Annotated in this window: 14 protein-coding genes and 2 pseudogenes; 9 read left to right on the top strand and 7 right to left on the bottom strand. The window is 24.2% G+C overall.

What is annotated here, in order from left to right; all coding sequences use genetic code 4:
• Nucleotides 1–441 precede the first annotated feature (441 nt).
• The gene (locus tag MHJ_RS02165) at nucleotides 442–1,821 is read left to right on the top strand and encodes a hypothetical protein (protein WP_011284162.1); all 1,380 of its coding nucleotides are present in this window, start codon (nucleotides 442–444) and stop codon (nucleotides 1,819–1,821) included.
• A gap of 28 nt (nucleotides 1,822–1,849) precedes the next feature.
• Here the strand turns inward: MHJ_RS02165 and MHJ_RS03590 are convergent, their stop codons facing one another.
• The 5 genes from MHJ_RS03590 to MHJ_RS03895 all read right to left on the bottom strand — a co-directional run bounded on the left by MHJ_RS03590 (nucleotide 1,850) and on the right by MHJ_RS03895 (nucleotide 4,777).
• On the bottom strand, nucleotides 1,850–2,245 hold the full coding sequence (locus tag MHJ_RS03590; RefSeq protein ID WP_052259111.1) for a hypothetical protein: 396 nt from the start codon (nucleotides 2,243–2,245) through the stop codon (nucleotides 1,850–1,852).
• Nucleotides 2,217–2,537 (bottom strand): hypothetical protein, encoded by a 321-nt coding sequence (locus tag MHJ_RS03585; RefSeq protein WP_237697200.1) that lies wholly within the window; start codon nucleotides 2,535–2,537, stop codon nucleotides 2,217–2,219. The genes MHJ_RS03590 and MHJ_RS03585 overlap by 29 nt, the downstream gene beginning before the upstream one ends.
• Nucleotides 2,538–2,677: 140 nt before the next feature.
• On the bottom strand, nucleotides 2,678–2,854 hold the full coding sequence (locus tag MHJ_RS03670; RefSeq protein ID WP_160585767.1) for a hypothetical protein: 177 nt from the start codon (nucleotides 2,852–2,854) through the stop codon (nucleotides 2,678–2,680).
• A 125-nt stretch (nucleotides 2,855–2,979) separates the two neighbouring features.
• Nucleotides 2,980–4,386 (bottom strand): site-specific DNA-methyltransferase, encoded by a 1,407-nt coding sequence (locus MHJ_RS02155; protein ID WP_408631358.1) that lies wholly within the window; start codon nucleotides 4,384–4,386, stop codon nucleotides 2,980–2,982.
• The gene (locus tag MHJ_RS03895) at nucleotides 4,361–4,777 is read right to left on the bottom strand and encodes a hypothetical protein (protein ID WP_044284653.1); all 417 of its coding nucleotides are present in this window, start codon (nucleotides 4,775–4,777) and stop codon (nucleotides 4,361–4,363) included. Before MHJ_RS03895 ends, MHJ_RS02155 begins: the two co-directional genes overlap by 26 nt.
• A 465-nt stretch (nucleotides 4,778–5,242) precedes the next feature.
• Between MHJ_RS03895 and MHJ_RS03890 the strand changes: the two genes are divergently transcribed.
• The 7 genes and pseudogenes from MHJ_RS03890 to MHJ_RS03660 all read left to right on the top strand — a co-directional run bounded on the left by MHJ_RS03890 (nucleotide 5,243) and on the right by MHJ_RS03660 (nucleotide 11,333).
• Entirely contained in the window at nucleotides 5,243–6,283 is a 1,041-nt protein-coding gene (locus MHJ_RS03890) for a S8 family serine peptidase (RefSeq protein ID WP_237697199.1), read from the top strand.
• Nucleotides 6,210–6,740, top strand: a complete 531-nt coding sequence (locus MHJ_RS03885) for a S8 family serine peptidase (protein WP_237697198.1) — start codon at nucleotides 6,210–6,212, stop codon at nucleotides 6,738–6,740. The genes MHJ_RS03890 and MHJ_RS03885 overlap by 74 nt, the downstream gene beginning before the upstream one ends.
• Complete coding sequence (locus MHJ_RS03880; RefSeq protein WP_237697197.1) at nucleotides 6,707–7,216, top strand: hypothetical protein; 510 nt, start codon at nucleotides 6,707–6,709, stop codon at nucleotides 7,214–7,216. Before MHJ_RS03885 ends, MHJ_RS03880 begins: the two co-directional genes overlap by 34 nt.
• 1 nt (nucleotide 7,217) lies before the next feature.
• Nucleotides 7,218–7,955, top strand: coding sequence for a hypothetical protein (locus MHJ_RS02140; protein WP_011284157.1), 738 nt, complete (start codon nucleotides 7,218–7,220; stop codon nucleotides 7,953–7,955).
• A gap of 190 nt (nucleotides 7,956–8,145) precedes the next feature.
• Nucleotides 8,146–8,937 (top strand): hypothetical protein, encoded by a 792-nt coding sequence (locus MHJ_RS02135; protein WP_002557993.1) that lies wholly within the window; start codon nucleotides 8,146–8,148, stop codon nucleotides 8,935–8,937.
• A complete protein-coding gene (locus tag MHJ_RS02130) occupies nucleotides 8,910–9,767 on the top strand; it encodes a hypothetical protein (RefSeq protein ID WP_044284652.1) in 858 nt (285 codons plus the stop codon). Before MHJ_RS02135 ends, MHJ_RS02130 begins: the two co-directional genes overlap by 28 nt.
• Nucleotides 9,768–9,905: 138 nt before the next feature.
• Nucleotides 9,906–11,333, top strand: a pseudogene (locus tag MHJ_RS03660) (IS3 family transposase).
• 49 nt (nucleotides 11,334–11,382) lie between these two features.
• On the opposite strand, the gene MHJ_RS02110 reads toward MHJ_RS03660, so the two are convergent.
• On the bottom strand, nucleotides 11,383–12,192 hold the full coding sequence (locus MHJ_RS02110; RefSeq protein WP_148166903.1) for a DUF3800 domain-containing protein: 810 nt from the start codon (nucleotides 12,190–12,192) through the stop codon (nucleotides 11,383–11,385).
• A gap of 272 nt (nucleotides 12,193–12,464) precedes the next feature.
• Between MHJ_RS02110 and MHJ_RS03650 the strand changes: the two are divergent.
• A pseudogene (locus MHJ_RS03650) lies at nucleotides 12,465–13,930 on the top strand (IS3 family transposase).
• A 229-nt stretch (nucleotides 13,931–14,159) separates the two neighbouring features.
• On the opposite strand, the gene MHJ_RS02085 reads toward MHJ_RS03650, so the two are convergent.
• Nucleotides 14,160–14,543 (bottom strand): hypothetical protein, encoded by a 384-nt coding sequence (locus tag MHJ_RS02085; protein ID WP_002557988.1) that lies wholly within the window; start codon nucleotides 14,541–14,543, stop codon nucleotides 14,160–14,162.
• Nucleotides 14,544–14,602: the final 59 nt, after the last annotated feature.

Raw genomic sequence — 14,602 nt, 5'->3', positions numbered from 1 at the left:
TTTTAGAAAAATTTATAAAAAAGTCTTGTTTTTTATAAATTTTTATTTAATTTGAAACTTAATTTCAAATATAAAATTAAAAATTCAGTAAATAAAACAATTAAATCCTGTTTTTGCCTATATAATATAAATAAGTAAATTTTATAAAAAAATAGTTCTATATTAAATTCAAAGTAATTAAATTTAAATTCTAATTTTATCAACTATAATTTATCCAGTGGAAAAATTTAGGAAAATTTAGCTAAATTTGTTTTATTCGGTTAATTTTTGTAAAAATACTTAAACTACATTAAGGTTTAAAACAGATTATGAATTTTTAGGTTAATAGTTTTTTTTAACTTTGCCCAAAAATTAGGCTAACTTAATCAGCTATTTATGGTAAAATTAAATAAAATAAAATAAAATAGTAAACAAGTAAAAAATTGAGGAAAAAGGGGTTTTATGAATTGAAACCAGGACCAAAATAAGGCAAACTCTAAATTTAAGGAGGCAAAACAATCAAATTTTTTCATCCCTAGAAACCCTAGTCAAAACAGTAATATCAAAAGTCAAAATAGTAATTTTGCCTCCCGCGACCGTAATTATCAGCAAAATAGCAACTTTCAAAAAGCAAATTATGTAAAAGAACAAAAATTAAGCAACCCTAACCCATTTGATGGAAACATTCAGGAAGCTGAAGTTAATTTAAATCAAAATGAAATTGAGGCAAAAAATAGTCCTGAATATTATAGTCAGACTAAAAATAGTGCAAATTATGCAAATTATTTGGAAAATAGAACTACATTTCAAGCAGGACAGGATAAACAAGAAAAAAATATAAATAATGTGTTTGTCGAGCCAAAAAAAACTACAAAAAAGGTAAAAAAAAACTATTCAAACCTGTTACATGAAGATGAAAATCAATTCTTTAATTATCTTGCCGATACAAAATCAGTTGTTGAAATTTCTGATCTAAACGCAAAAATGAATTATCGCGAACAACATACAAGCTGGATCAATAGTTTTTATCAACTAAATTTTGAAATTTTTCAAAAACATGAAAAAACTCTAGAAAAAAAGCTAAATCCCCTTGAAAAGCTTTGAAAAAATATTTCTTTTACGGCAAAATCGGTCTATTATACAATTATAACCTTTTTTGTCTCATTTTTGATGTTAATCTTTTGATTAATTTTTGCTGGTTTTGGTAATTTTATTTTTTGACCATATATCGTATTTGTTAGTTCTTTTATCGCCTTTTTGATGATTATTCAAGTTCTAATTTATTTTAATAATTCCAAAAATCGGCAAAAAAGCCAAAAAATTATATTTTATTATATTTTAGACTCGTCTTTTTTATTAACCAACTATTTAGTAAGACTAATTTTTTTATTAAGCCCACTTTTTACCGATAAATTAATATTTTTTATCATAAACGAAAATATTTTAAAGATAACTAATAATTATATCGAAATTCTATATTATATTTCTTGATTTCCTACATTGAGTTATTTCTTTGGAATTTGTTTTTTTATACCGATTAAATGATCGGAATGCGTTAAAAATTTTTGACTCACATTTGGAATTTTTAAAATTTTTTCTTATCTTAATTTAGTCAAGGAATACCGAATAAAAGTTGTTGATGAAACCTTACGCAAAAAATTAAATGCAAAATGGTGTAATCTATATCAAATTGGGCGACCACTTAGTAACTCGCTCCATCCTGCCTTTATTTATGCATATAATGTAATAAAAACTAATCCAAATTTACCAATTGAAGAACAAGATAAGCTAGTTGGTTTTGTTTTTAATTCTGTTAGTAATGATATGAAAAAATATTACTAGTTTTTCTTAGTTTTATATTTCCTGTTTTTTAAATTTTTGCAAAAAAATTAATGTTTTTTGCAAAAATTCCCATATTTTTTAAAAAAATATGGGCATTTTCCTTCATTTTGATTAATAACTTAAAAGCTTCAAATAAACTTAGAATAGAATTACTTTTTATTATATCATGAAGATCTTTCTGGTTTGGATTTATGTCATTTAGTTTTGAGTTTAACTTGTAAATTGATCAGGCCCCGGAAAAATATAGCGCTTTTTCTCGAACATTTTTGTGAATATCAACAAAACATGTGACCATTGTTAATTTAATATTGCTATCGGAATTTGTTTTAATATATTCGTTATAGTTTTCATATAATTTTTCGGTTTTTTGCTCATCATTATCATTTTTATAAGTTTTAATCTCAAGATAAATTACAAGTGGCATTAAGAATTATTTCATTATCATATTCTAAATTTGACTTAAGCCCTAAATTATAGTATTTTTTTGTTTTTAGCAGTTTTATTTTATCGCCATTTAGTTCTTTTTCACTTAATTCGATTAGATTATGTTTTTGATCAGGGTTTGCTGTCATTTTAAAGACAAAATTAGCACTATTTTGCATTTTTTCTTCAAAAAAAGGATCATCTTTATTAGTTCTGATTTTTAGATCGCCTCCGATATGAGTCTCATCGCGGATATATACTAATTTATAATTTTTAGATTTGATCTCGACCAAAAATGATTCAATTGCTTCTTCTTGGCGAAGAATTGAATTTTTCCGAAATGAAGCCGAGCCGATAATATAAACATTATGGACTTCTGCATAAAATTTATAATTTTTTTCGATTTTTGTACTTGTCTTTGATTTGAAGGACTTTAAATACGATGAATTTTTAGATTTTTATTATTAATATAATTTTTATATTTTAGAAAACTTTCCTGGATTTGCCCAGGGAGATTAGCACTTGATAAGGTAGCAATAACAAAAACAAGTTTAAGCTTATCTTGAGATTTACTTCAAGTAATTAAATAATCAATGAAATTGATCATCATAAAAGTTTTTCCAGAACCAGTTGGGGCTTTAAAATAAATTGCTTCTTTTTTTCTTTACTAAGAGAATTACGCGCTTTTTTAAATAATTTTTTAACAACGTTTTTTTGGACATCTATCTAAATACATTATTTTTTATCCTTTTTTTGAGGCAAAAGCGCAAGGAGATAGTTAAGATATTCAATTAGATTTATCTTATTTTTGCTAGAAATTCCAAAATTAGTTAACATTTTTTCTAGTTTTTTAACTAATAAATTAACATCATTTTCCTTGTTAAAAATTTCTGTATTAAAATAATTAATTCGAAAAACATCTAAATTAGTTTTATAAGGTTGATTTTTCTTAATCCAGTCAAAATTTTGCTCTTTTTTTGTTCCAAAACCGTGATTTATTCGAAAAAGTCTTTCATAAGTTACATTTTCGGCAATTTTATTTTGATTATTAGTTATCAGAGTAAAACTGCGAGTGCCTCCATCTTGGAAATTTAGTTCTAAAACTGCCTGACCAGTTGTCCCACTTCCGGCAAAAAAATCAAGAACTCTTGCATTTTTATTGGGGTGTAAATTAATTAGATATTCTATTAACGCAGTGGGTTTAGGAAAATTGAAAACCTTTTCCGAAGATTCGCTAAATATCTTGTTTAATTCTTTAGTAGCGGACTTATTATTGAATTTTTTACCTAAAATAAATGATTTAACGGTGTAGGATTGATCAAATATTTTTACTTTTATTCTATAATTTTTATCATTTTTATCCCTTGGCTCCACAATAACAAGATCATTAATTTGGTTCATTATTTTCTTCTTACCTCAACGCCAAACTAATTGAATATTTTTGCTATTTTTACGAGGTCAAATTTCAATAAAATCATGTTTTGAATCAGGCTCTTCCACCGTAATATCTCATAATTTATTTTTCTCATTAATTTTCCGCGCGTAAATTGGGAAAAATAAATTAGGACGAGTTTTAGGGTTAAACTCACCATTTGAATTTTCTAAATTATCTCTCAAAATGTATTGAGTGGAGTTATCTTCTTTTTGTTCTGGGCTATTATCATAAATTTCCTTATTTACATCAGGGTCTTCATTGAAAATCACATTAGATCTCTCGGGATAAACAATAGGCATAAAGTTATTGGCATAATCTTTATCAATTTTATTAAATATGAAATTATTTTTTTTATAGAGCAATAAATATTCATGGCAAAGGGCCAAATTTGTATTTACTTGGCGACCTGATAAATTTGAAATAAATGGAAAATTAGCAACAAAATTTTCTTCCCCGAAAATTTCATCCATTAAAACTTTTAAATAAGCCTGTTCGGCATCATCGATTGAAACAAAAATTATTCCATCATCTTTTAGAAGGTCCTTTGCTAATTTTAATCTTTCATTCATTAAATTTAGTCAACCATTACGCGAAAATTTATCACGATAAATAAATTTACTTGCTTTTATATCATCTTTTTCATTAGCAATTGAATTCCCATCATTTTTAGTTGCCTCAGTATTATAAGGCGGATCGATATAAATTATATCAAAGCCGCCTCTCTCTCTCTCTCTCTCTCTCTCTCTCTCTCTCTCTCTCTCTCTCGATTACTAATAAATTTTTTAATCCATCATAATTTTCACCAATAATTAAGGTATTTGGATTTTGATTATTTTCATTGAATTTAAAACTAAGATTTTCATCTTTTTCTAAAATAGCAACAGTATTTGTATCACTTTCAGGGGCAGAATCAAAGCGAAAACCGGTTTTAATTCGTTGAGAAATAAACTGAAAAACATATTCAAGTTTATTATCCGGGAATTTTTCAAGAATTTCATAGGCTAATTTTTTTTGGTCAGAATTTAGTTCTTTTGATGAAATTTCATCTAATTTTTGTTTGTAGATTTCTAATAAATTTGGGATTTTTGAATCTGTCATTGAAAATTTCCTTTGTAAATACAATTTTTATTTTAAACATTATAATATATTTTATTAAATTAACTATTAATATATTTGTTTAATTTGAATTTAAAAGTTAAATTTGATAAAGCTAAAAAAAAAAAAAAAAAAAAAAAAAAAAAAACTAAATTTTTTTGCTAAATTTTTAAAAAAATGTGTGATTTTATTTTTTATGAAAAAACTTTACTAATCTAAATTCAAAGAATAATAACACTTAAAAATTATTTATCTTATTTATTTTTTTAAATTTAATTAAATATTTTAAAAAAATGATATAATCAAAACAAAAATTAAAAAAATAACATAAACAAATCTAAAAAAGAAGACAAAATAAGGAAAAAATCCATATACATTTGGTTTAAAATAATTTGAATATTTATTTCAAAATTTAATTTTCTTTATATATTTTTTTTCTTAATAAAAATTCAAAAATTGGAGAATTATATGCTTAAAGTAAAAAAATTTTTTCAATTTTCATTTGCGATAGGTACAATAACTTCGTTAGTTTTTGTACCTATTTTTTCATTTAATCAAAATAAAAACTTAATTAATAATGAAAAATTAGCAACAATAAATTTTGCAAGTAAAAAATTTGTTGTTAATGATTGGAAAATTCCAACTTCCAAATCTACTGATGGAAAAAAATTATCAGACAAGGTATCTGATACAATTGAATTAAAACTATATTTAGATGTTTTTAATGAAAAAGGAAATTTAGATGAAAGAATAGATTCTCTTCTAAATAAAATAAAAAGAGGCTTTAAAAACAAAAACATAAATTGAAAAATTCAAACTAGTGCAATGCTACCTATTGTTTGATTTTACTTTAATGATGTAGAAAAATCTAAAGAATTTATCAAATATGTTGATACATTAGATTTTGTAAAAAGAATTGTTTTTTATAAAAAAGTTATTATCAAAAATAATGATGTAGTTTCCCAAAATGAACAGAATGGCTATTATATTTCTAGATTTTCAGACATTAATAAAAAACTACTTTTAAAAGAAATAAATTTAAATCCTGAAAAGCAAACAGAATTTTTTAAATATCACAGAAAAGGTTCAAAAATAGGAATTTTAGAAGTAGGTACAACTCAATTACAAAGAAATTATAAATTTGTACATACACCTGAAGTTAAATTATTTACTCCAGAAAATTTAAATGATACACATGGGACTAATGTATCAATGGTTGCAGCAGGTAAAAACGGAATAAATTCAAATGGACAAATTTATTTCACAAGTTTTAGTTCTAATAACTTTAATTGACAAAACGCTCTTGAATGATTGGTTTTAAAAAATAATGTAAAGTTTATTAACCATAGCTATGGACCAACTGCTGATTACTCTCTCCCTTATGATGATGATAGTTTTTTCATAGATTATATTTCAAGAAAATATGGTGTAGTTAATGTTTTCGCTGCTGGAAATGGTCATAACAAACAAAATAAAAAAGGGAAATGACAGCACTCAATTAGCATATAACGCAATTTCTGTCGGATCAACAAAATATAGAGAAAACTCTTTTTTAAATGACATTGAAATTTCGAACTTTTCTAACAGAGAACTAGAGTCTAACCATTTAAACTTACCTAAACCTTTAGTTGTTGCACCAGGGGAGATACTCTTAGAGAATAATGATGAAATCAGAGGTACTAGTTTTGCTGCTCCTGTAGTTACTGGTGCTATTTCATATATTTTTGATAAATTTTCTTGATTAAATAATGATCAATTTAGAGTACCATCTGCAATGTCTATTCTAGCTGCCTCTGCACATTTACCTAAATACAAAAATTTAAATAAAAAAGGAAATGGTTTTGATTCAACTTATGGAGCAGGTTTAATAGATGTTGAAAAAATGCAAGAAGCAGCTGAAATATTAATACTAAATCTGTTATTAAATCCGATGTGGATGGCGGTATATTTGAAAGCTCACATTTAAATTTACAAGCTGGAGAACAAATAAATATAGCACTTAGTTGAATGTTTAACTCAGGATTGCTAAAAGAAAACGAGAATAAACCAGAATTACAACATCCAAATTGATGAGAATGATTATTTCCAACATGAGCACTTGCAAAACAAACTGCTCAGGGAATTGATTATGAACTAAAACTAAGCGATTGAAAAAGTAAACATATAAACGAAAATAGATTGAAACTTGAAGAAACTAAAAAACGTCAAAATCAAGCTTTATTCACTGACTATGATTTAGTATTAGAAAAATTAGATAGTAGAGGATATTGACAAAGTGTAAGTTCATCATTAAGTATCAACAGTAATGTAGAATTAATTAAATTTAAAGTTCAAGATTCTGGAATTTATAGATATATAGTTAAAAAATACAAAAGTTCTTTATTTGAAAATTCAGTAGATGATTCTATTGCAGTGACACATACTGTATTTAAGGAAAACTAATATGAATAAAAAGAGGAAAATATCTTTACAAATTCGCAAAATTTTATCAAGTGTTGTCTTAATTCCAACAATAGGATTGTTTACTTTAGCATGCAAAAATAAAGAGTTTTTAAACCAAGAAAAAGATAATTTTTTTGATAATAATGTAGTAAAAAAAATTAATGATAATTTTGAAGAATATCAAAGAAAATATTTTATGAATTCATATTGACTTCATAGAGAAACACTGAAATATTTAGACAAAGTTGAGCAACCATTTCCATCCGAATTTTACTTTAAATCAAATTTAAGTGAAAATGAACAAAGAATTCGAAATGAAAATCAACAAAAATTTGATAATTATTTTAAAACAAATAAAGCTACTAATTACACACTAAAAACCAAAGAAGAATTTGAAAATTTAGATTCAAATATTTTAAAACCTATTTTTAAAAATTATTTAAGTAAATTTTTTCCTAATCAAAATATAGAACAAATTTTTGATCAATATAATTTATATTATTTTGTAAAAGAAAGTGAAATATATTCATTTGGTCTTTCAAAAACAGATTTAGGTTGATGATGATTTGATTCATTAAAATTCAATAAGCTATATTTTATAGAGCCTCCACAACGTCCCATAGTTCATACTATGGTTCCATATACAGGCGCACAAATTAATATTGTTGCTTTTAAAAAATCTGAAAATATAGAATTTTTTGAAAGTAGCAACATAGATACCATTATGAAATTGATTTAAATATAATTTCGTATTTTCTAAATTAGCTAGAATTAAAAATTTAAAAAATAAATTTAGTAGTAAGTCAATTTGTTTGAAATATTACAATTCTAGATTTACTAATTTGCTTCAAAAATGAAGGAAAATGCTAATTTAAATATATTTTTTCAATAAATTAAAAAATTTGTACACTGTAAGAAAGGATTAAAATATGTCTAAAACGAAGAAAATTTTATTACTTTTATCAACAATTATTTCTGTTTCTATATCTGCTGTTTCCATTTATTATTTAAGTTTATATTATAAACTTGATCAACCCAACTATGTTAATCTATCAGATGAAGAAGAAAAACAGTTAATCTATTTAAAAAATTCATTTAATGAATTTATATTTAAAAAAATTCAAAATAATTTTAATAAATATCAAAAAGAATATTTCATGAGTACTTATTGAGTTAATCAAGATACTTTAGAAAGTAGTGACCAACTTGATTCTCACATCCAAAAAACAGAATCCAATACAGATGAAGAAAAAAATAAAATTCAAGAAAACATAGATAAATATTCAGATTTTTTTAACAAAAATAAAGAAATCCCTCGTACATTAACTTTAAAAACAGAGTTTGATAATTTAGATTCGAACATTGTAAAACCTGTATTTGAAAAATATTTAACAAAATTTTTTCCTAATCAAAGTGTAGAGCAAGTACTACAAACATATAACTTATATTATTTTGTAAAGAATAGCTCTTTCTCGAATTTCACATTAAGCTCTTCTAGAATGGGTTGATGGAATCTAGATTTTCTTAAAGATAAAAAATTATATTTTGTAAATTATTATCCATGACCGCAAGAATCAAGCGATACCAATAATGGTGCAACTATAAGTATAATAGCCTTTAAAAAAGAAGACAATATTGCCTTTAATAATGAAACAGATTGAAAAACTCTTTTACAAGAATGGAAGGGGCTACCTTGAGACAAAAAAACAAATGAAAATTAAAGTTTTCTTGATTTGCTAATGATATTAGCCAAGAAAAAAGAACTAAAATAACAAAACCTATCAAAATCTCACTGTTAGTTTTATGATCTTATTTGATAATATTTACAATTTCGATGAGTAGTGTAGCTTTATTCTTGTGAAATCGTATTCCGCAAGAGCAAAAATATAAAATAGATTTAAATTTATTAAAAACCAAAACTTATCAACAATCATTTTTAAAAAATTATTTTAATAATTTCTTTCTTAAAAAAAGCGAAGACAACTTTGCAGAATATCAAAAAAAATATTTTATGAATTCATATTGAATTTTTAAAGACACTTTAAAAAGTAGTGATAAATTAAATTCAAATGTAAAAGAATTTGTTGCTGATTCAACTATAAACAACAATTCAATAAAAGAAAATGAACAAAAATTTGATAATTTTTTTGCTCAGAATAAATTTAAAACTTTTACATTAACAAATGTAAATAAATTTAATAAACTAGATTCTAATGTCTTAAAGCCAGTATTAGAAAAATATATAAATAAATTCTTTGAAAATCAAAGCATTGAAAATATATTGTCAAAATATAATTTATATTTAGCAGTAGAAAAACTTAATTTAAGCTTTTTTAACCTTTATTCTTCTAATATGGGTCAGTGATATTTAGATTTTGAAAAATCTAAAAAATTATATTTTGTAAATAGCAATAGCAATAATTTAATTCCTAGAATCGAAAATAACAAAGGAGCTCAAATCAGTGTTATTGCCATTAAAAAAGAAGAGCAAATTACATTATTTCAAGAAACTGATATAGAAAAAGTAATGAAAGATTTAGGGAAAATATAAAAAAATTATTTAATTTTTAAAAGTATTATTAAGTATTTACAACTGATTAAATACAACTGCAAATCGTAAGTTTTAATAAAAAAAATCCTTCAAAAATGAGGTGATCCCCTTTTCTTTTTTTAAGAAAAGGGATTTTTTATGAAATATTCATTAGAATTTAAATTAGAATGTGTAAAAAAATACAAAAAAGGAATTGAAATTAAAAAGCCTGATTTTGCTAATACAAGTCAAAAAAAATTTTTAAATCAAGTAAATTTTTGAGAAAAAATTTATGACAAATTAGGAGTTGAAGGTCTTAAGAAAAAAACCACGAAATAAAGAATGGACTATAGACGAAAGATTAAGTGTTGTTAAAAGATTTTTAGCTAATGAACCAATTGTTAAAATTTCACTTCAAAATAATCTTAATCCAAGTCTAATATCTTTTTGAACGAAAAAATATTTAGAATCGGGAATTAGTGGTTTAGAATTAAACAGAGGGAGATCGATAATGAAATCTAAGATTAGTAATAATAAATCTACAAAAGTATCAAACAATTCCGACAGTCAAGATCAATCAAATTCTTCATTATCTGTATATGAAGAACTTAAACTTCTTAGAGAAGAACTTAAACTTTTAAAAAAGGAAAATGAAGTACTAAAAAAGTGAAAAGCCATTGGTAAAGATCTTTGACTCAAATCAACCAAGGCAAGAAAAAATAAAAAAAATTTATAATAGAGTAAAAGCTGATAAAAACCTTCGCTTAACTCAAGTATTAAAAGAGTTTTCTATTCCTATATCTACTTTTTATTATGAACTCAAAAAAGAAGATTTTGACAAGAAAAATGAAGAAATTATAAGCCAAGTAAAGCTTATTTTTGAAGAAAATAAAGCTAGATATGGAAAAAGAAGAATAAAAGCTGAACTTAATAATAGAGGCTATAAAATTGGACTTAAAAAAGTTCGCAGATTAATGGAAAAATTCAATCTCAAAGCAATTTGTTCTAGAAGAAAATACAAATCTTACAAAGGAACTGTTGGCAAAATCGCAGACAATATTTTAAATAGAAATTTTGTTGCAAATAAACCAAATCAAAAATGAACTACAAATGTAACTGAATTTAGCGGACCATTTGGAAAAAGCATATTTATCACCAATTTTAGATATGTTTAATGGCGAAGTTATTGCTTGAGATTTGTCTACAAGCGCTAACAACCAACAAATTAGAAAAATGCTTCAAAGAGCATTTTCAAAGCACAAAAATCTTGAAGGTTTAATTTTTCACAGTGATCAAGGTTAACAATATCAACATAGACAATTTTCAGAAAAATTAAAACAAAAAGGAATAATTCAGTCTATGTCTCGAAAAGGAAATTGTTTAGATAATAGCGTTATTGAATTGTTTTTTGGGACATTAAAAAGAGAATGTTTTTATGGTCGCGAAAAAGAATTTTTAACTTTTAAACAACTTTACAAAGCAATTGCAAATTATATTTATTATTACAATCACAAACGAATTAAAGACAAAATAAAATGAATGTCTCCTATTAAATTTAGGGAAACATTCATTTCAAATTATAATTAATTAAAACACTCAAAAATTTTTTTCAAGAAGAGGGTATCATCTCAGGAGTCTACTCTTTTTTGTTATCTAAATACTCAATACAATTTCAAAATTCTTCAAATAACTGATTATGAATAAGTTTTTGAAAATTCATAAGTTTTGGTACCCTTGGTTTATCGCCAATAAATTTAATATTAAAAAAATTAGTATAACAAAAATCCATTCATGAAAGATTCAAGTCATTATAAGTTTGATATAATGTATTTGCAATAACATCTGCTAATTGGATGTTGTCATCCATTTTTGAATCTATACTTTCAATAAAAATATCAGGTTCATAATCAAGAGTATATAGTTTTTTCACTTCATCAGTCAAATAATCTATTTTAGATTTCAATCCTTTTCAAATTTGAGATTTTAAACTTTCTTTTCAAGTATCTTCTTTTTCAACTTCTGTATTTCGATCCAAATATAAATGTATTTGAATAGGATGTCGTAATTCATATTTTAATTTTACTATAATGCTATTTATTAAATAACTTATCATATAAAATTTAAAATAATTTTTATCGCTTGAGTTAAAAAACTTCTTGTCTAAAATTTTTAAAAATGCAACAATTCCTATTGCATGTTTAAAAGTAATTAATTCTTTTTTTATTTTTAAATGTAAAGATTTACCTTTAATTTCTTTACCTTCTTGCTTTGTTTTTATCCAAATTTCTTTAGAAGTTGCTTTATTTAAAATGTTTTTACAATTTTCTTCATTTAAACAATAAAATCCACCAAAATTAAATACATTATTACGAAGTTTACTAGATGACAAGTCGATTCTAGAAGATTCATCTAAATAAATAAATATTTTTTGAACTTGTTTTTCCATATCTAAATTAAACAAAAAAAAAGCAAGCAAAAGTAATATAAAAAAACTCCTTCAAATAAAGGAGCCAGATAAGTTGGCGCACTTAATATTACGCTTAAAACCCACATAGGAATCAATAAATATCTGTTATATATTAATTTTAACAAAATATTCGTTTTTAACAACTATTTTATAGTTTCTGTTTTTAAAAAGTCTTCAAATGTATACAAATTAAATAACTTATATTTTGAGCAGATCCCCTTTTCTTAGAAAAATAGAAAAGGGGATTTTTTATGAAATATTCATTAGAATTTAAATTAGAATGTGTAAAAAAATACAAAAAAGGAATTGAAATTAAAAAGCCTGATTTCGCTAATACAAGTCAAAAAAAATTTTTAAATCAAGTAAATTTTTGAGAAAAAATTTATGACAAATTAGGAGTTGAAGGTCTTAAGAAAAAAACCACGAAATAAAGAATGGACTATAGACGAAAGATTAAGTGTTGTTAAAAGATTTTTAGCTAATGAACCAATTGTTAAAATTTCACTTGAAAATAATCTTAATCCAAGTCAAATATCTTTTTGAACGAAAAAATATTTAGAATCGGGAATTATTGGTTTAGAATTAAACAAAGGAAGACCAATAATGAAATCTAAGATTAGTAATAATAAATCTACAAAAGTATCAAAAAATTTTGACAGTAAAGATCAATTAAATTCTTCAATATCAGTATTGGAAAAACTCAAACTTCTTGAAGAAAAAAATAACCACTTTAAAAAAAGAGAAAAAAACTTAGAAAAAGAAATTAAACTTTTAAAAAAGGAAATCGAAGCACTAAAAAAGTGAAAAGCCTTGGTAGAGATCTTTGACTCAAATCAACCAAGGCAAGAAAAAATAAAAAAAATTTATAATAAAGTAAAAGCTGATAAAAACCTTCGCTTAACTCAAGTATTAAAAGAGTTTTCTCCTATATCTACTTTTTATTATGAACTCAAAAAAGAAGATTTTGACAAGAAAAATGAAGAAATTATAAGCCAAGTAAAGCTTATTTTTGAAGAAAATAAAGCAAGATATGGAAAAAGAAGAATAAAAGCTGAATTTAATAATAGAGGCTATAAAATTGGACTTAAAAAAGTTCGCAGATTAATGGAAAAATTCAATCTCAAAGCAATTTGTCCAAGAAGAAAATACAAATCTTACAAAGGAACTGTTGGCAAAATCGCAGACAATATTTTAAATAGAAATTTTGTTGCAAATAAACCAAATCAAAAATGAACTACAAATGTAACTGAATTTAGCGGACCATTTGGAAAAAGCATATTTATCACCAATTTTAGATATGTTTAATGGCGAAGTTATTGCTTGAGATTTGTCTATAAGCGCTAACAACCAACAAATTAGAAAAATGCTTCAAAGAGCATTTTCAAAGCACAAAAATCTTGAAGGTTTAATTTTTCACAGTGATCAAGGTTAACAATATCAACATAGACAATTTTCAGAAAAATTAAAACAAAAAGGAATAATTCAGTCTATGTCTCGAAAAGGAAATTGTTTAGATAATAGCGTTATTGAATTGTTTTTTGGGACATTAAAAAGAGAATGTTTTTATGGTCGCGAAAAAGAATTTTTAACTTTTAAACAACTTTACAAAGCAATTGCAAATTATATTTATTATTACAATCACAAACGAATTAAAGACAAAATAAAATGAATGTCTCCTATTAAATTTAGGGAAACATTCATTTCAAATTATAATTAATTAAAACACTCAAAAATTTTTTTCAAGAAGAGGGTATCACCTCAAAACTAATAGTATTTTATTTATTTGAAAATGATGTGTAAATTTTAATTATTTAAACTATTCATTAAATGTATTATAACTGCATTAGCAGCAGATTTGGCTTTAAAAATCCCTATTATTCACATAATCGGAATAACTATTGTTCAAGATAGAAAAAAAATTAATATCCCCATAAGACCTGAAAATTTTAATTTATTATATGCATCAAATAATACAAAATCATTTGGTTTTGTTGTGCGAATTGATATGGAGCTAATAAATTTTTAAGAGCAAAAATTCTTACAAGCATAATAATGAGAATCACAAAATTTGCTATACCAGTTCCTGCAACAATTAAGATTCCAATAATAATCATAATTCCTGCTGTTCCAGCAAAAATTGCAAAGCTTTTCTCAGATAATGAATCAGCATAGTAAGCGGATTCGACGGCTTTATGAGCTACTACTGCCGCTATTATTATAAACACTACACCAATTAAGGGTAAAAATAATGTAATTCAATAAGCCGTTATAATATCTTTTAATTTTTTTGCTGTTAAATTTATTGGATTAAAATATGTATTTAAATTCATAATTAAATATTATATATATATATATATATATATATATATATAACCCCAAGCAAAAAGTT

The sequence above is a fragment of the Mesomycoplasma hyopneumoniae J genome (assembly GCF_000008205.1).
Classification (GTDB): Bacteria; Bacillota_I; Bacilli_A; order Mycoplasmatales; family Metamycoplasmataceae; genus Mesomycoplasma; species Mesomycoplasma hyopneumoniae.
This window is presented reverse-complemented; position numbering and strand designations above follow the sequence as displayed.